This is a genomic window from Rhodococcus sp. 27YEA6 (assembly GCF_044908235.1).
In the GTDB taxonomy this organism is placed as follows: domain Bacteria; phylum Actinomycetota; class Actinomycetes; order Mycobacteriales; family Mycobacteriaceae; genus Rhodococcus_F; species Rhodococcus_F qingshengii.
Genome location: NZ_JBIYCY010000002.1, coordinates 14,425 through 36,506, shown reverse-complemented (window position 1 = coordinate 36,506; position 22,082 = coordinate 14,425). Strand labels below are relative to the sequence as shown.

The 22,082-nt window shown below is 63.4% G+C and carries 21 protein-coding genes; 14 read left to right on the top strand and 7 right to left on the bottom strand.

Features of this window, described 5'->3' with window-relative positions:
• The first annotated feature begins 2 nt into the window (after nt 1-2).
• The 5 genes from ABH939_RS06545 (at nt 3) to recX (ending at nt 4,874) form a co-directional block, all read left to right on the top strand.
• Nucleotides 3-1,538, top strand: a complete 1,536-nt coding sequence (locus ABH939_RS06545; RefSeq protein ID WP_064444528.1) for a glycerol-3-phosphate dehydrogenase/oxidase — start codon at nt 3-5, stop codon at nt 1,536-1,538.
• A gap of 12 nt (nt 1,539-1,550) precedes the next feature.
• Nucleotides 1,551-2,714 carry a glycosyltransferase gene (locus ABH939_RS06540; protein ID WP_042450679.1) on the top strand — a complete coding sequence of 388 codons (1,164 nt, stop codon included), beginning with the start codon at nt 1,551-1,553 and terminating at the stop codon, nt 2,712-2,714.
• Between the two features lie 52 nt (nt 2,715-2,766).
• On the top strand, nt 2,767-2,961 hold the full coding sequence (locus ABH939_RS06535; protein ID WP_003942185.1) for a DUF3046 domain-containing protein: 195 nt from the start codon (nt 2,767-2,769) through the stop codon (nt 2,959-2,961).
• Nucleotides 2,962-3,249: 288 nt separating this feature from the next.
• A complete protein-coding gene (gene recA, locus ABH939_RS06530) occupies nt 3,250-4,287 on the top strand; it encodes a recombinase RecA (RefSeq protein ID WP_007735170.1) in 1,038 nt (345 codons plus the stop codon).
• A gap of 8 nt (nt 4,288-4,295) precedes the next feature.
• Nucleotides 4,296-4,874 (top strand): recombination regulator RecX, encoded by a 579-nt coding sequence (gene recX / locus ABH939_RS06525; RefSeq protein ID WP_054825713.1) that lies wholly within the window; start codon nt 4,296-4,298, stop codon nt 4,872-4,874.
• A 115-nt stretch (nt 4,875-4,989) separates the two neighbouring features.
• Here recX and ABH939_RS06520 read toward each other — a convergent pair whose 3' ends face one another.
• The 4 genes from ABH939_RS06520 to gluA all read right to left on the bottom strand — a co-directional run bounded on the left by ABH939_RS06520 (nt 4,990) and on the right by gluA (nt 8,354).
• Nucleotides 4,990-5,886, bottom strand: a complete 897-nt coding sequence (locus ABH939_RS06520; RefSeq protein WP_054188531.1) for an amino acid ABC transporter permease — start codon at nt 5,884-5,886, stop codon at nt 4,990-4,992.
• Entirely contained in the window at nt 5,883-6,563 is a 681-nt protein-coding gene (locus ABH939_RS06515; RefSeq protein WP_019748198.1) for an amino acid ABC transporter permease, read from the bottom strand. The genes ABH939_RS06520 and ABH939_RS06515 overlap by 4 nt, the downstream gene beginning before the upstream one ends.
• Nucleotides 6,564-6,662: 99 nt before the next feature.
• Nucleotides 6,663-7,499: a glutamate ABC transporter substrate-binding protein gene (locus ABH939_RS06510; protein ID WP_020907523.1), complete on the bottom strand. Its 837-nt coding sequence runs from the start codon at nt 7,497-7,499 to the stop codon at nt 6,663-6,665.
• Between the two features lie 126 nt (nt 7,500-7,625).
• Complete coding sequence (gene gluA, locus ABH939_RS06505) at nt 7,626-8,354, bottom strand: glutamate ABC transporter ATP-binding protein GluA (RefSeq protein WP_007735175.1); 729 nt, start codon at nt 8,352-8,354, stop codon at nt 7,626-7,628.
• A gap of 231 nt (nt 8,355-8,585) precedes the next feature.
• On the opposite strand from gluA, the gene miaB reads away from it, so the two are divergent.
• Complete coding sequence (miaB, locus tag ABH939_RS06500; protein WP_054781904.1) at nt 8,586-10,133, top strand: tRNA (N6-isopentenyl adenosine(37)-C2)-methylthiotransferase MiaB; 1,548 nt, start codon at nt 8,586-8,588, stop codon at nt 10,131-10,133.
• Nucleotides 10,130-10,720 carry a hypothetical protein gene (locus tag ABH939_RS06495; RefSeq protein ID WP_003942155.1) on the top strand — a complete coding sequence of 197 codons (591 nt, stop codon included), beginning with the start codon at nt 10,130-10,132 and terminating at the stop codon, nt 10,718-10,720. Before miaB ends, ABH939_RS06495 begins: the two co-directional genes overlap by 4 nt.
• A 94-nt stretch (nt 10,721-10,814) precedes the next feature.
• Here the strand turns inward: ABH939_RS06495 and ABH939_RS06490 are convergent, their stop codons facing one another.
• On the bottom strand, nt 10,815-12,200 hold the full coding sequence (locus tag ABH939_RS06490; RefSeq protein WP_218695091.1) for a DUF349 domain-containing protein: 1,386 nt from the start codon (nt 12,198-12,200) through the stop codon (nt 10,815-10,817).
• Nucleotides 12,201-12,339: 139 nt separating this feature from the next.
• Here ABH939_RS06490 and ABH939_RS06485 point away from each other — a divergent pair, with 139 nt between their 5' ends.
• The 7 genes from ABH939_RS06485 to ABH939_RS06455 all read left to right on the top strand — a co-directional run bounded on the left by ABH939_RS06485 (nt 12,340) and on the right by ABH939_RS06455 (nt 19,600).
• Nucleotides 12,340-13,086 (top strand): class III extradiol dioxygenase subunit B-like domain-containing protein, encoded by a 747-nt coding sequence (locus ABH939_RS06485; RefSeq protein WP_404649480.1) that lies wholly within the window; start codon nt 12,340-12,342, stop codon nt 13,084-13,086.
• Nucleotides 13,074-14,009: a tRNA (adenosine(37)-N6)-dimethylallyltransferase MiaA gene (gene miaA, locus ABH939_RS06480; RefSeq protein ID WP_166502224.1), complete on the top strand. Its 936-nt coding sequence runs from the start codon at nt 13,074-13,076 to the stop codon at nt 14,007-14,009. The genes ABH939_RS06485 and miaA overlap by 13 nt, the downstream gene beginning before the upstream one ends.
• Before the next feature lie 84 nt (nt 14,010-14,093).
• Nucleotides 14,094-14,765, top strand: coding sequence for a class F sortase (locus ABH939_RS06475; protein ID WP_083057319.1), 672 nt, complete (start codon nt 14,094-14,096; stop codon nt 14,763-14,765).
• A gap of 32 nt (nt 14,766-14,797) precedes the next feature.
• Nucleotides 14,798-15,667 carry a diaminopimelate epimerase gene (dapF, locus tag ABH939_RS06470; RefSeq protein WP_125050991.1) on the top strand — a complete coding sequence of 290 codons (870 nt, stop codon included), beginning with the start codon at nt 14,798-14,800 and terminating at the stop codon, nt 15,665-15,667.
• A 75-nt stretch (nt 15,668-15,742) separates the two neighbouring features.
• Entirely contained in the window at nt 15,743-17,218 is a 1,476-nt protein-coding gene (hflX, locus tag ABH939_RS06465) for a GTPase HflX (RefSeq protein ID WP_003942213.1), read from the top strand.
• A gap of 10 nt (nt 17,219-17,228) precedes the next feature.
• Nucleotides 17,229-18,218 carry a hypothetical protein gene (locus tag ABH939_RS06460; protein WP_230359814.1) on the top strand — a complete coding sequence of 330 codons (990 nt, stop codon included), beginning with the start codon at nt 17,229-17,231 and terminating at the stop codon, nt 18,216-18,218.
• A gap of 56 nt (nt 18,219-18,274) precedes the next feature.
• On the top strand, nt 18,275-19,600 hold the full coding sequence (locus tag ABH939_RS06455; RefSeq protein ID WP_404649479.1) for an alpha/beta hydrolase: 1,326 nt from the start codon (nt 18,275-18,277) through the stop codon (nt 19,598-19,600).
• Between the two features lie 39 nt (nt 19,601-19,639).
• On the opposite strand, the gene ABH939_RS06450 is transcribed toward ABH939_RS06455, so the two are convergent.
• Entirely contained in the window at nt 19,640-19,897 is a 258-nt protein-coding gene (locus ABH939_RS06450) for an HPr family phosphocarrier protein (protein WP_003942144.1), read from the bottom strand.
• 97 nt (nt 19,898-19,994) lie between these two features.
• Entirely contained in the window at nt 19,995-22,064 is a 2,070-nt protein-coding gene (locus tag ABH939_RS06445) for a fructose-specific PTS transporter subunit EIIC (protein ID WP_007735189.1), read from the bottom strand.
• Between the last annotated feature and the right edge of the window lie 18 nt (nt 22,065-22,082).

Here is a 22,082-nt window from a genome sequence, read left to right as displayed (position 1 = left end):
CTGTGAGCCCCCTAGATTCAGCAGGCAGCGATTCAGCGCTCAACGCACAACGGCGTACTCGTGAACTCGAGCAGTTGGCGAACGGCGATTCGGTCGACGTCCTGGTGATCGGCGGCGGAATCACCGGTGTCGGTGTCGCTCTCGACGCCGTGACTCGTGGGCTCAGTGTTGCGCTGGTCGAAAAGCACGACCTCGCGTTCGGCACCAGCCGCTGGAGTTCGAAACTCGCACACGGCGGCCTTCGGTACCTGGCTTCCGGCAATGTCGGTATAGCGCGTGAAAGTGCGGTCGAGCGCGGCATCCTCATGACGCGCACCGCGCCGCACCTCGTTCGCGCCATGCCTCAACTCGTACCGCTGTTGCCCGAAACGTCGTTCTTCGGGAAGGCCCTGGTGCGTACCGGTTTCCTGGCCGGTGACGCTCTGCGCATGTCGGCGCGAACCCCGGCTTCGGTGCTGCCCAGATCACGGACGGTCAGCGCTGCGCGGGCGCGCGAATTGGCTCCCGCGGTCAAGCAGGAGAACCTACGAGGCGCCTTGACCGCGTTCGACGGGCAGCTCATCGACGACGCCCGCCTCGTCGTCGGTATCGCCAGAACCGCAGCGTCGCACGGCGCGCGAATCCTGACCCGCGTCGGTGCATACGACGTATCCGGAACGTCGGCCACCTTGCGCGACGAGTTGACCGGATCCGAGTTCTTGATGCGTGCCCGCGTCGTGGTCAATGCGACCGGTGTCTGGGCTGATCAGGTCGACTCCAGCATCACCCTGCGCCCCAGCCGCGGGACGCACCTGGTGCTCGATGCAGCGCGATTGGGGAACCCCACGGCAGCGCTGACCGTGCCGATTCCCGGCGAGACCAACCGTTTCGTCTTCGCCCTGCCCGCCCAGCTCGGCCGGATCTACCTCGGGTTGACCGACGAAGCAGCGCCGGGACCGGTGCCAGACGTGCCGTCGGCGTCAGAGGACGAGATCGACTTCCTGCTCGACACCGTGAACACGGCGTTGGAAGTTCCGCTGACCCGTGGGGACGTCTTGGGGACCTTCGCGGGTCTGCGTCCGCTGCTGGACACCGGTGAAGGCTCGACGGCCGACCTCTCGCGCAATCACGCTGTAGTCCGTTCGGACTCGGGCTTGGTCACGGTGGTAGGCGGAAAACTCACGACGTACCGCAAGATGGCCGAAGACGCCGTCGACGCTGCGGTCGAGGTCGGGTCGCTGAGCGCCGGGGCATGTCGGACACGCGCGTTGCCGCTGGTAGGCGCTGCATCACCGGCGGAATTGAAGAAGATCAAGGCACCCGCGTCATTGGTGGCGCGATACGGCACCGAGGCCGAGGTCGTTGCCGCGGCGAGCGGCGATCGTCTCCGGTCGGTTGCGGACTTGGAGATCTGCGGTGCCGAGTTCGATTTCGCGGTGTCGCATGAAGGCGCCCTCGACGTCGACGACGTCCTCGATCGCAGGACGAGAATCGGATTGGTGGCTTCGGATCGCGAACGCGCACTGGGTGCGGCGGAACAGGCCTTTCACTCGGTGTGACACTCTGATCCGGTGCGTGTAGCCGTTGTTGCCGGGCCGGACCCGGGTCATGCTTTTCCCGCAATAGCGTTGTCGCTGGCGTTGATCCAGGCCGGCGACGAACCGATCCTGTACACGGGGACCCGGTGGGTCGAGGCAGCGCGAGCAGCCGGCGTGGAAGCCGAGCCGCTCAAGGGCTTGGCCCCGCGGCCGGGAGACGACGATCTTGATGCAGGCGCTCGGATTCATTCGCGCGCCGCCTATATTTCCACCGAACTGCTTCCCGACCTGAAATCCGTCTCCCCGGATCTCGTCGTTTCCGACATCCTCACTGCCGGAGGCGGATTGGCCGCCGAAAGACTTGGCATCCCCTGGGTGGAACTCTCGCCTCACCCGCTGTACTCACCTTCACGGGGGTTGCCGCCGATCGGCAGTGGGCTCGCTCCCGGCGTCGGAATTCGTGGTCGACTCCGCGATACCCTGATGCGCGCAGCGACGGGACGTTCGATCAAGCAAGGGTTGGCCCAGCGATCCCAGGCCCGTGTCGGTGTCGGACTGCCCGCTCTGGATCCCGGTCCGCAAGCGCGGCTGATCGCAACACTTCCGGCACTCGAAGTGCCTCGCCCCGACTGGCCGGAGCGCGCTCACGTCGTCGGACCGCTTCTGTGGGAGCCGACCGAGGTGATTCTGGATCCACCGCCAGGTGACGAACCGCTGGTTATGGTGGCGCCCTCCACGGCGCACACCGGCGCAGTGGGAATGTTCGAGGGCACGGTCGAAGGACTCGGCGGAGCCGGTGTGCGGCTGATTGCGTCGATGCTCGACGGGGCTGAAGGTGAGCATCCTGATTGGGTTCGTGCAGGTCTCGGACGCCAGGACGCGATGCTGCGTGACGCGTCGGTGTTGGTATGTGGCGGCGGGCACGGCATGTTGGCGAAGGCCCTGCTGGCCGGCGTGCCGACGGTCGTCGTTCCCGGGGGCGGGGACCAGTGGGAGTTGGCCAATCGCGCTGCGCGGGCAGGGACGTCGGTGATCGTGCGGCCCGCAGATGCTCAGTCGATTCGCGATGCCGTACTGCAGGTGCTCTCCGACAAACGATTCGCGGAAGCTGCGAGAGCGGCTGCCGCGACTGCGTCGCAGGTCACCGATCCGGTGGCGGTGTGCCGACAGGTGGTCAACGGAGGTGTGACGGCGTGAGCACGTTGCGCCTGAATGCAGGTGCACCGCTCTGTGGACTACGGTGGCGGCTGTGCGGTTGACCGAATTTCATGAAATGGTGCGCGAAGAGTTCGGGCAGGTACGAGGCGACTCGATGCTGATCGACCATGTACTCCAGAGTCTCGACGGAATGACTGCCGCGGAGGCCGTCGAAGCAGGCTGGGAGCCTCGCGAAGTGTGGCGTGCGCTCTGTGTGGAGTTCGACGTACCACCCGCCCGCCGCTGATTCTTCGGCGTGTCGAACGTCTCCCATCTTCTGTTCGAACACGTGTTCGTCTATGCTGAACCTGTTCGGTGGTGACGCTTCTTTGGTAACTGCGAACTTTCGATGTTCTACAAACGCGGTGACCTACAAACGCGGTGATCGACAAGCGCTAAAGCAAGATCGAAAAGTCTGTCGGTGGCCGGATCTACTCTGATCGCAACACACCAACAGGGTCGGCTCAGGCAGGCGCTGAAGAGACGGAGTCTGCTCAGGCAGGCACTGAAGACTGAAACAAGGATGGGGATCACGATGGCACCACAGGCACCTGATCGGGACAAGGCACTCGACCTCGCGTTGGCGCAGATCGACAAGAACTTCGGCAAGGGTTCGGTGATGCGCCTGGGTGAGGGTGTCCGCCAGCCCATTGCCGTCATTCCCACCGGTTCCATCGCGCTCGACGTCGCGCTGGGTATCGGCGGACTGCCGCGTGGCCGCGTCATCGAGATCTACGGCCCGGAATCTTCGGGTAAGACCACCGTGGCACTGCACGCAGTTGCCAATGCTCAGGCCAACGGCGGCATCGCGGCGTTCATCGACGCGGAGCACGCACTCGATCCCGACTATGCAGCCAAGCTGGGCGTCGATACCGATGCACTCCTGGTCTCGCAGCCCGATACGGGTGAGCAGGCCCTCGAAATCACCGACATGCTGATCCGTTCAGGCGCCCTCGACATCGTCGTGATCGACTCCGTGGCCGCTCTTGTTCCTCGCGCCGAGATCGAAGGCGAGATGGGTGACAGCCACGTCGGTTTGCAGGCTCGACTGATGAGTCAGGCGCTGCGCAAGATCACCGGTGCCATGAACAACTCGGGCACCACCGTCATCTTCATCAACCAGCTTCGCGAGAAGATCGGTGTGATGTTCGGTTCTCCCGAAACCACCACCGGTGGTAAGGCACTGAAGTTCTACGCTTCGGTCCGCCTCGACATCCGTCGTATCGAAACTCTCAAGGACGGTACCGACGCAGTGGGTAACCGCACTCGCGTCAAGGTCGTCAAGAACAAGGTCGCGCCGCCGTTCAAGCAGGCCGAGTTCGATATTCTCTACGGCCAGGGCATCAGCAAGGAAGGCTCGCTCATCGACATGGGTGTCGAGCACGGGTTCATCCGCAAGTCCGGCTCCTGGTACACCTACGAAGGTGACCAGTTGGGTCAGGGCAAGGAAAATGCTCGTAAGTTCTTGCTGGAGAACACCGATATCCGTGACGAGATCGAGAAGAAGATCAAGGAAAAGCTCGGTATCGGTGCTGACGTCACTGCAACCGACGAAGCTCCCGCCGACTTCTGAGTTCAGTCATGAGCTTCGACGACGGTGACAACGGCGAGAATGCTCGTGAAGAGTACGGCGCTCCTCGGCGTCGATCCCGTCAACGATCCGAGAAGCCGTCGCAACGCGCAGAGGGTGGGACGGAGGCGCAGGCCAAAGATGCTTGCCTACGCCTCCTGACCGACCGGGCGCGCAGTCGTTCCGAGCTGGAAACAAAGCTGAGCGGGCGCGGCTTCGAGCCCGAGATCATTGCCAAGGTCCTCGATCGACTCCAAGAAATCGGGTTGATCGACGACGCAGACTTCGCGAACCAGTGGGTTCATTCGCGGCATACGTACTCGGGCAAGGGAAAGCGTGCGCTTGCAGTCGAGTTGCGGCTCAAAGGAATCGACCAGGACACCGCTTCCGAAGCGTTGTCACAGATCGATCCGGAAGATGAACGCGAGCGAGCAGCGGAGCTGGTTCGGCGGAAGCTGAAGAACAAGCCCGTCGATGATCGCGACAAGGTCACGCGTCGACTGGTCTCGATGCTGGCACGCAAGGGATATTCAGCGGGGATGTCCTACGAGGTGGTCAAAGCCGAGATGGCGGCGGTCACCGACTCGTAGCGAAGTGCAGCATTCAGAACAAAAGGGCGGGGGTACCACCGAAATTCGGTGGTACCCCCGCCCTGTTGTGTATTCGCGCTAACGCGGCTGGATTCGACTCACGGCTCCATCTGATTCACGGCTTGGTCAAGTCCATGCCCGGAACCGAAACGGCGGGGTCGGCGGACGGCGCCGCGATGGGGCCCTTGCCCTTTCGCTTTCCCGAACGCAGGCGCTTCTCCACCTTGGTTGCCAGGAAGGTCAGAGCCGAGTTGAGAGCGATCATGATCGCTGCGACCACGATGAGCGCCGGCAAGAAGTTTCCGTAGAAGGTGCCGAGCTGTTGGGCCTGACGCACCAACTCGACATACCCGATCAGGTAACCGAGGGCGGAGTCCTTCAGCGCCACGACCATCTGCGAGATCAGGGCCGGGAGCATGGCGGTAACCGCTTGGGGGAGCAGGATTGTCACCATGATCTGCGTCTTGCGCATGCCAAGTGCCTTGGCGGCCTCACTTTGCCCACGGGGGAGTGAGTTGATTCCGGCGCGGACGATCTCGGCGATCACGGAACCGTTGTACAGGGTCAAGCCCACCACGACTGCGGCGAGTGCGAGGTACTTCGACTTGAAGACTTCGTATTCGGCAAACACCTGATACGAGAAGATCATCAGAATCAGCACCGGTACCGCGCGGAACAATTCGACGATGACGCCGCAGATCTTCCGAATGATGTTGTGCTCGGAGAGTCGACCGATACCCAGGGCAGAACCGAGGATGAGCGCGAAGACGATGGACATCGCAGCCGCGATCAACGTCCCTCGGATACCGGGTATCAGATACGTTGTCCACGAGGTGGATTCGAGGAACGGATCCCACTTCGCTGCTGTCAGCTGGCCCTTTTCGTCGAGCGCGCGGTAGACGACGTACCCGATTGCCACCATGAGTGCGGCGACGACAAGGGACGCGAATCGGTAGAGATTTCGCGCTCTCGGACCGGGCGCGTCGTAGAGAACTGTTGCGCGGTTGCTCATCGTGAAACCTCGAATCGCTTGCTCAGCTTGCCGAAGATCAAGCCCATGGGAAGTGTCAGGATCACGAAACCGACAGCGAAGATTCCACCGACGACGAAGATCGCGGCTTCGTTCTCGATCATCTTCTTCATCAGCGCTGACGCTTCGGAAACGCCGATCACCGCGGCGATGGTCGAGTTCTTGGTCAGTGCGATCAGCACGCTACCCAGCGGTGCTGTGACCGCGCGAAAAGCCTGAGGCAAGACGATCAGCCGAAGATTTTGTGCAAACGACAGACCGAGTGATCGGCCCGCTTCGGCCTGGCCGACCGGAACGGTATTGATTCCCGATCGAAGTGACTCACACACGAACGCGGCGGTGTAGACACTGAGGCCGAGTACGGCGAGTCGGAAGTTGTTGTCTGTCAAGAACGTCGGTGAGTCCGACTTGGCGAGGTTGACTCCGAGCGTCTGCGAAAGACCGAACAGGCAGAACAGCAGAATCAGTGTCAGGGGGGTGTTTCGGAACACGGTCACGTACGCGGTACCCAGGAATCGGGCGACCGGGACCGGTGACACGCGCATTGCCGCAATCAGGACACCGATGATGACGGCGCCGATCGCGGAGAAGAACGTCAGCTGGATCGTGGTCCAGAAGGCTTCCAGAATCTGGTCGCCGTACTTGCTCAGAAGGTTCACTTGCCGTCTCCCCAGATCACGGGATCTCCGTTGGTGGCGTCACGCGCTGCGGCTCCCGAAGTGGGGAGCCGCAGCGAGATTGACGGTGAAAAAAGCAGGTCAGTAACGATCAACGGTGGGCGGTGCCGGGATGGGGTAGCCCGAAGCGCCAACGGTGTTGTTGAAGGCTTCTTCCCATGCGCCGGTGGAGATCATCTTCTCGATGGCGTCGTTGATCTTGCCGCGACCCTCGGAATCGTCCTTGGCCAGGCCGACGCCGTACTTTTCGGTCGTGAACGGTTCTCCGACTACCTTCAGCTCGCCCGGGTACTGGGCAGCGTAGCCGGCGAGGATGATGTCGTCGGTGGTGACAGCGTCGACAGCGCCGTTGCGCAGAGCCTCGACACAAGCGGAGTAGGTGTCGAGCGGCTGGAGCTGGACGTCCTTGGCGTAGTTGTCCTGGATGTTCTGCGCCGGAGTCGAACCCGACACCGAGCAGAGCTTCTTGCCGCCGGTCAGGGAATCGGGGCCGGTGATGTCGGTGTTGTCGGAGCGAACGAGCAGCGACTGGCCTGCGATGAAGTACGGGCCGCCGAAGCTGACCTTTTCCTTGCGCGTGTCGGTGATCGAGTATGTCGCGACGATGTAGTCGACCTCGCCGTTCTGGATCAGGGTCTCGCGCTGGGCTGACGGAGATTCCTTGAAGGTGATGCCTTCGGGCTTTACGCCCAGTTCGTTTGCGATGTAACGGGCTACCTCGACGTCGAAGCCGGAGAAGGTGCCGTCAGGGTTGCGCTGACCGAGGCCGGGCTGATCGAACTTGATGCCGACGGTGAGAGTGCCGTCGGAAGCGCTCTCGGTGATCGACTTGTTCTCCTCGCCGCCGCCACAGGCCGTGGCAGCGAACGCGATGGCCATGATTCCGATTCCGAAACGGACGGAACGATTGATCTTCATGAAGATCCTCTCAGTTGTCGACACACGAACAGTGCAGTCGAGATGAACGGTGCAGCCGAGGTGAACGGTGCAGTCGAGCAAGTTGTCTTGTGGACGAGGACAGGACTGTCGGAGGGGAGACTGTAATCAGTGCGTGAGGATCTTGCCGAGGAAGTCCTTGGCCCGATCCGACTTGGGATGGGTGAAGAACTCTTCGGGCGTGGTGTCTTCGACGACCTGGCCGTCAGCCATGAACAGCACACGATCGCCGGCTTTGCGCGCGAAGCCCATCTCGTGCGTGACCACGAGCATGGTCATGCCTTCCTTCGCGAGGGAGGTCATGACGTCGAGGACTTCGTTGACCATCTCGGGGTCGAGAGCGGAGGTGGGCTCGTCGAACAACATCACCTTCGGCTGCATCGCAAGAGCGCGAGCAATGGCGACACGCTGTTGCTGACCGCCGGAAAGCTGCGCCGGGTACTTGTCGGCCTGATTGGCGATACCGACACGTTCGAGCAACGCCTGCGCGGTCTTCTTGGCTTCGTCCTTTTTTGCCTTGCGGACCTTCATCGGTGCGAGCATGACGTTCTCGAGGATCGTCTTGTGCGCGAACAGGTTGAAAGACTGAAAGACCATCCCGACGTCGGCACGAAGTGCGGCAAGTGCTTTGCCCTCTTCGGGGAGCGTCTTTCCGTCGACGGCGATGGTGCCGGAGTCGATGGGTTCGAGGCGATTGATGGTGCGGCACAGAGTCGACTTACCGGAGCCCGACGGACCGAGGACGATCACCACTTGGCCCTTGGGTACCTCGAGATTGACCTCTTGCAGGACGTGAAGTTCCCCGAAGTGTTTGTTCACCGAGGTCATCGAAATCATGGATGTGGAATCGCCGGAGGTGGTCGGCGTCGTCGCATCGTCGGCTTGGGTCATAAACGAGAACCTTAGGCGTAGTTTGCGTCGACGCCCGTGATTTCGCCATGGTTCTTGCCATATGTAATGGAAATTTTACTGTGACGACGTTTATGTCGCGTTTCGGTTGTTTATCAGGGCGTTATTACACGTCGTAGTGGACGTGAGCTAGGCTGAAGCGTGTCACTGATCGACGAAATGTCCCCTGCACTTCCGGAGCCGACTGCAGTTCCGGAGGCAACTGCTACGCCTGTTCGCACCTACGAGGTGCGGACGTACGGCTGTCAGATGAACGTCCACGATTCCGAGCGACTGTCCGGTCTGCTCGAGGACGCCGGGTATTCGAAGGCGGAGACCGGAACCGATCCTGATCTTGTCGTCTTCAATACGTGTGCGGTCCGCGAGAACGCGGACAACAAGTTGTACGGCAACCTCAGCCAGCTCGCCCCCAACAAGGAGGCGAACCCCGACATGCAGATCGCGGTCGGTGGGTGCCTGGCGCAGAAGGATCGTGACACCGTCGTCAAGAAGGCGCCGTTCGTCGATGTCGTCTTCGGCACTCACAACATCGGCTCGCTGCCCGCGCTGCTCGACCGCGCGCGCCACAATCAGCGCGCCGAAGTCGAAATCCTCGACGCGCTGGAGGCGTTTCCGTCGACACTGCCAGCCAAGCGCGAATCCGCCTACGCGGGTTGGGTTTCCATCTCGGTGGGCTGTAACAACACGTGCACGTTCTGCATCGTTCCGGCCTTGCGTGGCAAGGAAGTGGATCGACGTCCCGGCGACATTCTGGCCGAGGTGCAGGCGCTCGTCGACGAGGGTGTCTCGGAAGTGACCCTGCTCGGACAGAACGTCAACGCCTACGGCGTGTCGTTCGCCGATCCGGAACAACCGCGCGATCGCGGAGCCTTCGCTTCCCTCTTGAAGGCATGTGGACACATCGACGGCCTCGAACGGGTCAGGTTCACATCGCCGCACCCGGCAGAGTTCACCGACGACGTCATCGAAGCGATGGCAACCACTCCCAACGTCTGCCCGCAGCTGCACATGCCGTTGCAGTCCGGTTCGGACAAGGTTCTCAAAGCGATGAAGCGCTCGTACCGCAAGTCGAAGTACCTCGGGATCATCGAGAAGGTGCGCGCCGCAATGCCGCACGCCGCCATCACCACGGACATCATCGTCGGGTTCCCGGGGGAGACGGAGGAGGATTTCGAGGAGACGCTGGACGTCGTGCGTAAGGCGCGATTCTCCAACGCCTACACCTTCCAGTACTCCAAGCGCCCGGGCACGCCGGCGGCGGAGATGGCCGATCAGCTTCCCAAAGAGGTTGTCCAGGAACGCTACATGCGATTGCTCGCCGTTCAGGAAGAAGTGAACATCGAGGAGAATCGCAAGCTCGTCGGCACCGAGGTCGAACTCTTGGTGGCAGCGGGGGAGGGTCGGAAGAACGCGGCGACTCAACGTCTCAGTGGTCGCGCGCGAGACGGCCGCCTGGTGCATTTCCGCCCCGAGGGAAACCTCGACGGCACAATCCGACCCGGTGACGTGGTGACGGTCGTCGTCACCCACGGAGCCCCTCATCACCTCGTGGCAGATGACGGAGTGCTCACGCACCGTCGGACCCGCGCCGGTGATTCGTTCGAAAAGGGCATCACACCCAAGACCCCGCCCATCGGTGTAGGTCTCGGACTACCGAAGATCGGTGCCCCGGCCCCACAACCCGTCCAGATGGGATGCAACGCATGACCTCGCAACACGAGAACACGACACCACAGCCGGGCGACGACGCCTTCGAGGGCTACCGCAAGGATCTCGACGACGCGGAACGCAAGGTCGCGGGAGAAATCGATCCGGGTGTGCGCGCCATGGTTGTCGCGGTTGCGGTGCTCGTGCTGGTCGGCACCCTTGCCCTGCCCCATGCGGGAGTTGCGAACGGCTGGGATGTGCTCGCGTACAACCAGGACGCGGAAACCGAACGGATTGCACTGTTCTCACGCTTGTTCGTGTGGTTCGTCGTCATCTTCGGCATCGGATTCTCGATGCTAGCGCTGGTCACGCGGCGTTGGAGTCTGGCCTGGGTCGCACTCGCCGGCAGTGCCGTGGCGAGCGCTCTCGGCATGATGGCCGTCTGGTCGCGTCAGACCATTCCTGCCGGTTTCAATGTGGCAGGACCGTCGATCGGGCTGATCATCGGATGGTTTGCCGTCGTGTTCTTGACGTTCCATTGGCTCAAGGTGGTCTGGACACGAACCAACATTCAGCTCGCCGCCGAGGAGCAACGCCGGATCGCTGCGGCCGAAGCCGAGAAGCATCAGGAATGGAACGTCGGCTGACACAGCAGGCCGTCCATCCAAAGCACAAGACAACGCCGGCTGACTCCTTTCGGAGTCAGCCGGCGTTTTTGTTGTCTTTACAGCTCGTCGTCGATTACTCGTTGACGGCGCTTTCGGCAGCTTCGGCCCACTCACGCCACTGCTTGGCCTGAGCGAGAGCCTTCTCGGCGTCCTTCGTCTTGCCGGCAGCCTGAGCCTTGGCGGCCTGCTCCTCGAACTGGCTCACCCGCTCCTTGAACTGCGCGACCCGGGCAAGTGCTTCCGGATCGGTGCGACGCCACTCGGCGTCGACCGCGTCGCGCACCTTGGTTTCGATGGCCCGGAGCTTCGCTTCGAGTTCCTGCATTCGGTCGCGCGGCACCTTGCCGATCGCGTCCCACTTCTCCTGCAGATCGCGAAGCGCTGCGCGGGCGTTCTCGAGTCCGTGCGCCGGATCGATGTTCGCATTGGCAGCGAGCAGCTCCTCCTTTGCAACCGCGTTCTGCTCGAATTCGGCATCGCGCTCGGATGCAGCAGCGTTGCGCGCGGCGAAGAACACATCCTGAGCGCCCTTGAAGCGCTTCCACAGGTTGTCGTCGGCCTCGCGCGGTGCGCGGCCGGCAGCCTTCCACTCGCTGAGCAGATCGCGGAATTCCCCGGCGGTCTGTCCCCATTCAGTGGAGGTCGACAGCTTCTCGGCACGCTCGACCAGTTCTTCCTTCGTCGAACGGGCGCTCGCACGATCCCGGTCGAGTTCGGCGAAGTGGGCTCCACGTCGTCGGTTGAAGGACTCACGAGCCTTCGAGTAACGCTTCCACAGTGCGTCGTCGACCTTGCGGTCGATTCCGCGAATCGTCTTCCACTCGTCGAGAATCTCGCGCAGTCGATCACCCGCGGTCTTCCACTGGGTCGACTCCGAGCCGATCTGCTCGGCCTCGACTGCGAGGGCCTCCTTGCGGGCGGTGCTTGCCGCGCGCGACTGTTCCTTCTCTTCCTTCGCGTGCGCTGCGGCCTCGTCGGAACCGGCAACGATCACGTCGAGTCGGCGAGCCAAAGCGTCGAGGTCACCGATCACTGCAGCGGTCGAGAGGGATTCGGACAGAGCGATGGCGGCAGCCTTGGTCTTCTTGGCGTCTCCGGCGCCCGACGTCAGACGAGCCTCGAGTAGCGAGACCTCGGTCGCGAGGTCGTCGTAGCGACGACCGAAATGGGCGAGGCCCTCGGTGGCGTCGCCGGCCTGCCACGAACCGATCTGACGTTCACCGTCAGCGGTCTTCACCCAGGCGGTTCCGTCTTCCTCGACGCGTCCGAACTTGCTCGGGTCGCTGGCCGGTGCGGGGGTGACGGCATGCGAGGCTGCTGGTCCGGGGCGAGGTGCTCCGGGGCGGGGCGCACCGGGGCGTGGTCCACCAGGTTTGGGAGCGCCGGGTTTGGGTGCTGCCGGGCTCGGGCTGGCCGAACTGCTGTCGGCGCCGGTGGTGGGTTCACTGTTCTCGGTCATCGGTCCTCGTCTCTGCCGCGCGTCACGGCTGCCTGATCGCATTCCTGGTTCCATTGAACCCGGTACTCACGTTCTCCGACTATTGAATCAGGTAAGAGGGTGTGAGGTCGCCACCTCGCGGTCGACTAGCGTGGCAACTGTGTTGACTTCCGCTGTTCTCGTCCCCTCGGCGCCGTTACTCGTGCCGGAATTGTCCGGTGATTCGGCCGAGTCCGCTCAGGTGCGTGCTGCAGCGACAACCGCCGTGCGCCGGCTCGCTCACGAGGCGGTGCACTGGGTGGGCGTCGGCGTCGACTCCGAGAAAGCAGCAGGCGAACTCTGGCGATCGGGCGTCGGACGTGGGCAGATCGGTACGTTCGCTGGATTCGGCGCCGATGTCCGGACGAGACTGGGCGCGGATGCGGCAGGCGAACCGGTGCCATCTCTCGAACTGTGCGCCCTTGTTGCCGGCTGGCTGCGTAGCCGAACAGACGTGGAGATAACCGTCGACATGCACGTCGTCAGTGCAAAGGCGTCGGCGAATGAATGTCGTGAGTTCGGGCAGCAGCTGCGCAAGCAACTCGACAGCGACAACCGACCGCAAGGGCTTCTGATCGTTGCTGACGGTGCGTCCACGCTGACGGCAAAGGCGCCAGGAAGCTTCGACGAGCGCGCCGCGGGTGTGCAGTCGGCCATCGTCGACGCCCTGACGGCCGGTGACCCGGAGGCGCTGCTTGCTCTCGATCCGCGGCTATGCCGCAGTGTCGGAGCCCAGGGGCGCGCGGCGTGGCAGGTCCTGGCCGGTGTCTTTACGGGCTCGTCTCGGTCGGCCCATCCTCGCGCGACGGTCGACTACAGCGATGCGCCGTTCGGCGTCGGTTACCACGTCGGGACGTGGCGGCCGTGAACGTCCCTGAAGAACTTCGCCCGATCGCAGTTGTCGGTCCGACAGCGTCGGGAAAGTCCGATCTCGCGCTGGCACTGGCCGAGGAATTCGGCGGTGAAATCATCAACATCGACGCGATGCAGCTCTATCGCGGCATGGATATCGGGACCGCCAAACTGACGCCGGCCGAGCGTCGCGGGATTCCGCATCACCTGCTCGACGTTCTCGACGTGAAGGAGACCGCCACCGTCGCGCGTTATCAAAGCGACGCGATCGCGATCGCCGAGAATCTGATCGTGGCGGGCAAGGTTCCGGTGATCGTCGGCGGATCCATGATGTACGTCCAGTCTTTGCTCGACGAATGGTCCTTTCCGGCAACCGATCCCGAGGTTCGTGCGAAGTGGGAGGCGGTGCTCGCCGAAGGAGGGGTCGGTGCGGTGCATACGGCGCTTGTTGCTGCTGATCCGGTAGCAGCGGCGTCGATACTGCCGACGGACGGTCGGCGGATGGTTCGGGCGCTCGAGGTCGTCGAGCTGACAGGTCTGCCGTTCGCGGCCTCGGCGCCGCAGATCGGTGACCCTCGATGGGGAACCCGCATTCTCGGCGTGGATCGGGATACGGAAGAACTCGACGCCCGGATTCGGTTGCGAACAGAGCTGATGTTTTCAGACGGACTTGTCGACGAAGTTGCCGTGCTCGTCGAGCAAGGATTGCGTGATGGCGTCACCGCGCCGCGAGCCATCGGCTACGCACAGGTGCTCGCACATTTCGACGGTGAATACGATCTGGCCGAAGCACTCGAACGGACGTTCATCGGGACACGGCGCTATGTTCGCCGACAACGATCATGGTTCCGTCGTGACGCACGCGTGCACTGGCTCGACGGTGCCGATCCGGAGCTGCCCAACTCCGCCTTCGCGGCGCTCGCAGATCGCGGTCTGTAACACGATCGAGCGGATCAGCTATCTTACAGTTAGCTATTTCGCGATCGATCGGTTTCGCGAGCGATGAACTGGAGGTCAACGAGCATGGCGCAGACCGCGGCGCACGCGCATCCGAAACGTCGACGCGCGGGTCGGCTACCGCTGGTTCTTCTGCTCGTCACATTTCTCACGGTCGGCGGGATACTGATCTACTTTGCGGTGAGTGCGGCCGGGAAGCCCATCAGCGCACCTGTTCCCGAAGCGCCCTTCGATGTGGGAGCCCCAACCGATCCAGGGGCGAGTTGGGCGCCTGCGCCAACGGATCTGCCGCCGAACACGCTCGCGATTCCCGATCTGGATGTGCGAGCCGACATCGTGACCAGTGGGTTCGGCGCCAACCGCGGAATGATCCTTCCGCATCCTGACAAGGTTTCGCATTTCACCAACGGCGTGCAGTTCGGATCTTCGGAGGGTACCAATCTTGTTGCCGGCCACGTCGACGACGGTGACCGCACGCACGGCGCCTTGTGGGCGCTGCACCAGATGAAGCCTGGAACACCGATCTATGTCAGTGACGACACCGGAACGATGTTCACCTATCACGCAGCGAGCCTGAAGTTGTACGAAAAGGTGGCTTTGCCTGCGGAGTTCTTCTCCGAATCCGGTGCGCCCAGGCTTGTCCTGGTGACCTGCGGCGGCGCAACCGTGCCCGACCCCTCGTTGCCGTCTGGATTCACGTACGAACAGAACGTCGTGGTCACCGCGTCACCTGCGTAAGTCGCTCGGTAGGTCCGGATAGGATGGCGACCATGGATTTCAGTAAGGGCCACGGCACGCAGAACGACTTCGTTGTTCTCCCTGACCTCGACGTTCGGATCGATCTCGAGCCGGCGCGAGTTTCAGCGGTGTGTGATCGTCAGCGTGGCCTCGGCGCCGACGGCATCCTTCGTGTCGCCCGGGCAGGCGCACTTGCGGACGCGGGCGTGCTCGGTGCGCTGCCCGACGGCGTCGCTGCCGAAGACTGGTTCATGGACTACCGCAACAGCGACGGCTCCATCGCCGAGATGTGCGGAAACGGCGTTCGCGTATTCGCCCACTATCTCAAGGCCTCGGGCTTGGAGAGCAAGGACGAGTTCGTGGTCGGCAGCCGCGCCGGAGCGCGTCCGGTCGTGGTGCACGGCTACGACGCCACACATGGTGACGTGACTGTGGCGATGGGCCCGATCAAGGACCTCGGCACCAGTTCGGCAACAATCGACGGCCGCGTCTTCGCCGGCGTCGGCATCGACGTCGGTAATCCGCATTTGGCGTGTGTCGACGAGCACGTGACGGCAGAAGTTTTGAGTGCGCTCGATTTGAGTGTTTCTCCGGGCTTCGATCCCGGGTTCTTCCCGCACGGGGTCAACATCGAGATCGTGACGCCGATCCACGACGGTGGGGTCCACATGCGCGTACACGAGCGTGGTGTGGGCGAGACTCGTTCCTGCGGAACCGGAACGGTCGCAGCGGCGGCCGCGGCGCTGAGGTACGACGGCCGCGATGAAGGCTCGGTACTGGTGCGCGTGCTCGGTGGCGAGGTGCAGGTCACCGTCGAAGGCGGCAAAGGGTCGTTGCGGGGGCCCTCGGTTCTGGTGGCGAACGGGACGATCAGCGATGCCTGGTGGCAATCGCTCGTGTGATATCGCCCGCGGGAAATACGCCTGCAGGAAATACGGATGCACCGTGGCCAGGTTTCGTGGGACCATAGATCTTGTATGACGAACACACATGAAAACGAAGAGTCCACCGCTCACGAGCAGTCCGAGTACGCGCAAGCCGAATACACGGCAGCGTCCGCATCGGGCAACCCGTCGACCGGTGAGATGCAACTCGCAGATCGCGGCGCCCTGCGCCGCGTGGCCGGTCTGTCGACCGAGCTCGAGGACGTCACCGAAGTCGAGTACCGCCAGCTTCGACTCGAAAGAGTTGTCCTGGTCGGCGTCTGGACGCAGGGAACTGCCGAGCAGGCCGAGGCGAGCATGACCGAGTTGGCCGCACTTGCCGAGACGGCCGGCTCCGAGGTCCTCGAAGGACTGGTTCAGCGTCGCGACAAACCCGACGCTGCCACCTACATCGGTTCCGGCAAGGCGCAGGAACTGCGCGAAGTAGTCCTGGCGACCGGCGCCGACACCGTCGTCTGCGACGGTGAGCTGACGCCGGCGCAGCTCACGGCGCTGGAGAAGATCGTCAAGGTCAAGGTCATCGACCGGACGGCCCTCATTCTCGACATCTTTGCTCAGCACGCCACTTCGCGTGAGGGTAAGGCGCAGGTCGCTTTTGCTCAGATGGAGTACATGCTCCCGCGTCTGCGTGGTTGGGGCGAGTCGATGTCGCGCCAGGCCGGTGGCCGTGCCGGCAGTAACGGCGGTGTGGGCCTGCGTGGTCCCGGTGAAACGAAAATCGAGACGGACCGCCGTCGTATTCGTGAGCGCATGGCAAAACTACGCCGCGAGATCAAGGGCATGAAGGCCGCTCGCGACACCAAGCGCACACGTCGACTGCAGAGCGACATCCCGTCGATCGCCATCGTCGGATACACCAACGCGGGCAAATCGAGTCTGCTCAATTCGCTCACCGGATCGGGTGTGCTCGTGGAGAACGCGTTGTTCGCCACCTTGGACCCGACCACTCGCCGCGCAGCACTCGACGACGGCCGCGAGTACGTACTCACCGACACGGTCGGCTTCGTGCGACACCTGCCGACTCAGTTGGTCGAGGCATTCCGCTCGACTCTCGAGGAAGTAACCGACGCGGATCTGCTGCTGCACGTCGTCGACGGTTCGGATCCGTTGCCGACAGAACAGATCAAGGCTGTTCGGGAAGTCGTCACCGATGTTCTGCGCGAGACGGATTCGAAGGCTCCGCCGGAGTTGATCGTGGTCAACAAGATCGACGCGGCAGATCCGGTTACGTTGACGCAACTACGTGGTCTGTTGCCTGGTGCCGTGTTCGTCTCGGCGCGGACGGGTGAGGGAATCGCCGAACTAAGAGCACATCTCAGCGAGGTGCTGGTTCGGCCGGAGGTCGAGGTCGACGTGCTGGTGCCGTACACGCGCGGTGACTTGATGGCTCGAATCCACTCGGACGGAACGATTTTGGAATCGACTCACGAAGAGGCGGGAACGCGGGTGCACGCACGCGTGCCACAGATGTTGGCCTCGGCATTGGTCGAGTACGCACCTAGTGCGTAGTTTCGGGGCCGTGGTCGCGGTGATTGCTGCGACTACGGCAACCGCACTGCTTCCCGGAGCGCTCGCACAGGCGTCGTCGTTCGAACCGAGCGAGTTCGCCCCACTCTGTACGCCTACTGATCCTGCGCTCCAGGAGTTGTCGGGGATGGTCGTCGTCGACGATCGGATCTACGCGATGGGCGACGGCGGCAGTGACGACTTCGTATTCGAAATGGACCTGAACTGTGTTGTCCAGAAACAGATTCCGGTCCCGATAGATCCTTACGACGTCGAAGATCTTGCGGTGAGTGGGCGAACGCTCGTTCTGTCGGACACCGGTGACAACCTCCGGACCCGCGAAACAGTGGCGTTCATCACGATGGACCTCGATTCCGGTGGCGGTACGTTGCACCGCCTCACGTACCCGGACGGTGCGCACGACACCGAGTCGATACTGCTCGACCCCGACGGCCACGTTTTTGTCGTGACCAAGGAATTGTTCGGCGAAAGCAGTGTCTACACACCGGTCGGGGATCAGAAACTGAGTGACTTGGCGCAGCCCGGCCCGACGCCGCTCGAGCGCGTCGGAGCCGTGTCCCTCGGACCGGAGAAGCCCGTGTCGGTGATGTTCACCGGGGGAGCGGTGTCGTCGGACGGTTCGGCGATCGCACTTCGGAGTTACTCCGACCTGTACCTGTACGAAGTCGTGGACGGCGGAATCGGCGCGACGCTCACCGGTACGGAACCGCTGCGGATCCCGCTCCCGAAGGAGCCTCAGGGTGAGGCGGTGGCATTCAACGATGCGGGCGATGTTCTGATCGGTTCTGAATCTGCCGGCGGAGCGTTGCCGCCGGTGTACGTGATGCGAGCGCTCGTGGACGCGACAGAAGCGACGGCTGACTCGTCTGACGGTTCGGTCGGTGTCGGGGTCGATCCGTGGACATTCGTGTGGGCCGGGTTGGTCGCGGCAGGATGTGCGATCGGGGGCGCGGCGTTCGTGAGATTTCGACGACGCCGCTGATTCCCAAATAATTCCACGAATTCGCAGACCGACGGTAGATGTGGATACTGGAACGAATGCACGGGCATCAACTCCTGACGCGGCTCTCGCGTATGTCACTCGAGCACGGACACATCACCGCAGCGCTGCTCGTGGGTTCCGTCATCGTCGGCGTCGGCACGTTGCTTCTGCTTCGGTGGTTGCCGCGTCGGGCCGCGTTGGTCGCGCTAGGTCTGTCAGTGCTCGGATCAGCCACCGGTGCGACGTTCGTGTGGCTCAGCTTTCGGCCGCTGCCCGCGCAGCTACCGGCGTCGAATTTTGTCTGGATAGCGCTGGCGATGTTCGGAGTCATCGGCGCCGCACTCGTTCTCCTTCGGCGCCCAGGGCTTGCGCGTGGCCTTTCGGTGACGGCATTCGCCGGGCTGGCCGCGATCGTCGCAGTAGGTCAGGTCAACGCGCAGACCGGCACCTATCCCACACTCGGCTCACTGGTCGGGCACTGGCCGGTCGGGTCGGTCGAGAACGTTGCCTTCGATTCGCTCCCCGGGGCCGAACCTTGGGTTCAACGGGGACTGCCCACCGAAACTCATTGGCAGGTTCCGGTGCGGATGCCGAGCAACGGTGTCGTGACGGAAGCGGCGATTCCAGGAAATGTTTCGGGATTCGACGCGAGGCCTGCGACGCTGTATCTCCCGCCGGCCTATCTTGCCGATCCGCGTGCCGAGTTGCCCGTACTGGTGTTGGTGGCGGGTGAGCCCGGCAGCCCCAGCGACTGGCTGGACAGTGGCCGGCTCGCGACCACCGTCGACGCCTATGCGTCGAGGCATTCCGGGCTTGCTCCCGTCGTGGTGGTGCCCGACGCGTTGGGGGACTACGACGCCAACCCCGGCTGCATGGATTCTGCGCTCGGCAACGTCGCGACGTATCTGGACCAGGACGTCCCGAACTGGATCGAATCGAACCTTCAAGTGAATCCGGACGCTGCGCAATGGGCTATCGGTGGGTTCTCCTACGGCGGGACATGCGCGATCGAGATGGCCGTGAACTTCCCGGACCGATACCCGTCGTTCCTGGACTTCTCCGGCCAGGACGAACCGTCGACCGGTGATCACGAGGACACCGTGGCGGCCATGTTCGACGGTGACGAAAGCGCGTTCGACGCGGTCAACGCCCGAGACCTGATGGCGCAGAATCGGTATCCGCAGTTGTCGGGTGTATTTGTCGCGGGTGAGGACGACGACATCTACCGCCCTCAGCAGGAGATCATGTTCGAGGCTGGACGCGCCGCCGACATGAACGTGGACTACTACACCCTTCCCGGCGGGCACTCGGGTGATGTGTGGGGCACTGCTCTGGAACTCGAAATGGACTGGCTGGGCCGGACACTCGCACTGACTCCGTGAGAGTGTCCGGCCCGCTGCACAGCACCGACTGACATCAGGTCAGGCGTCGAGATCAGCGGCTACCAGCTCGGCGACCTTGGCGAGTGCGTCGGCGTCGTCGGACTCGATGGTTACTTCGGTGTCCTTGGCGGCTCCGAGCGTCATGATCATCAGTGCCGACCCTGCATCCACCGGTTCGCCGTCGGCGACTGCGAGGGTGACCGTGGCGCCGGAGGCTCCGACTGCTTCGGCGATGAGAGCGGCGGGGCGGGCGTGGAGGCCGACTGCGGAACCGACGGCAACTGTCTTGCTGGGCATGGGATCTCCTCGTTGTAGAACTGTCGTTGCGGACGTTATGGGGTGTTCGGGCAGATCTGGTGACTCAGGTGGTGACTGCAGTGTTGCCTGCTGTCGATCATGCCGCAGCGGGCACGATTTCGGGGTCGAGTTCGGCATCGGACGGCCCCTTGCGGAAGAACTCCTTGGCTCCGACGACGGCGAGCGCAGCTACCACGGTTCCCGCGGCGAGCGAGACCAGGAACCAGCCGATTCCGCCGACTGCGAAGAAGACGAAGATGCCGCCGTGCGGGGCGCTGAGAGTGACGTCGAAAGCCATGATCAGCGCGCCGGTGACCGCGCCGCCCGCCATCATCGAGGGGATCACGCGAAGCGGGTCGGCAGCGGCGAACGGAATCGCGCCCTCGGAGATGAATGCCGAACCCAGCAACCAGGCAGCCTTTCCGTTCTCCCGTTCGGCTTCGCTGAAGAGCTTGGGACGCAGCACCGTCGAGGCAAGTGCCATGGCAAGCGGCGGAACCATACCGGCAGCCATGACAGCCGCCATGATGCGCAAAGTGGCCGGGTCGTTGACGTTGAGTCCGGCGACGGCGAAGGCGTAAGCCGCCTTGTTGACCGGTCCACCGAGGTCGAAGCACATCATCAAGCCGAGAATGATGCCGAGGAAGATGGCCGAGCTGCCGGACAGTCCGTTGAGCCAGTCGGTGAGACCGGAGGTGATCGCGGCGAGCGGACGCCCGAGGACGATGAACATCAGTGCTCCGACGACCAGCGTCGCGAACAGCGGGATGATTACCACCGGCATCAGGCCTCGCAGCCACTGCGGGACGGCGATCCGGCCGATGTAGAGCGCGACGACACCGGCGATGAGACCACCGACCAAGCCGCCGATGAAACCGGCACCGACGAACACGGCGACCGCGCCGGCTGTGAAGCCGGGAGCGATGCCAGGCCGGTCGGCGATGGCGAAGGCGATGTAGCCGGCCAACGCGGGCACCAGGAAGCTGAATGCCAACGAACCGATCTGGAACAGCACTGCGCCGAGATAGGTGGCCAGACCACCGTCGGGAAGGTTGGTGATCGAGTTGTTGAGAACGATGTCCTTGGCCGGACCGGAGATCTCGTATCCGCCGAGCAGGAAGCCGAGTGCGATCAGCAGACCGCCGGCCGCGACGAACGGGATCATGTAGCTGACACCGGTCAGGAGGACCTGACGGAGGTGGGTGCCGAACCCTACGGAACCGGCATCGGAATCCGCGGCCGCTGCGGCGGTGCCGTCAACGGTGGCGGCGGCGGGATTCTCGGAGGCGCGCAACGCTTCTGCGAGCATCTTGTCCGGCTCGTTGATTGCCCGCTTGACACCGGAAGCGACGACGGGCTTACCGGCGAATCGTTCGCGGCCCTTCACTCCGACGTCGGTGGCGAAGATGACCGCGGCGGCTCCGGCGATCACCGAAGGGTCAAGGGGGGTGCTTCCGCTCGAACCTTGCGTTTCGACGTGCACCTTGATGCCGGCGCGTTCACCCGCGGCGACGAGTGAGTCCGCCGCCATGTAGGTGTGAGCGATTCCGGTCGGGCAGGCGGTGACCGCGACGATGTGACGCTCCGCGGGCGCTGGTGCCGGGGTCTCCTCGGTAGCGTGTTTCCCGGTGGAAACAGGTGCCGGGGGTGTCGCTGCCGCAGCCTTTGCTGCAGGATCCTTCGGTGCGGGATTGAGTACCTCGTCGACCAGTCTCACGATCTCGTCCGGCGTCGACGCTTCACGAAGTGACGTGACGAACGCGGGCCTGACGAGTGCTCGGGCCAAGGAGGAGAGCAGCTTCATGTGCTCGGCCCCGGCGCCTTCGGGTGCCGCGATCAGGAAGACCAGATCGGCGGGGCCGTCGGGTGCACCGAAGTCGACCTTCGGATCGAGTCGAGCAAACCCCAGGGACGCGGACGAGACAGCCTCGGCGCGGCAGTGGGGAATTGCGATTCCGCCGGGCAGTCCGGTCGCGGACTGCGCTTCGCGAGCGAGTGCGGCATCGACCAGTCCCGCGGCGTCGCTCGCCCGCCCCGCTGCAGTCAATCGCGCTGCGAGAGAACGAATGACATCTTCCTTGGTCGAACCCAGGTCGGTGTCGAGTGAGATCAGTTCGGGACTGATGATCTCCGGGCCGGAACTGCCGGCTGCGGTGGTATCGGACATGTCAGGTTCCTTAGGGCG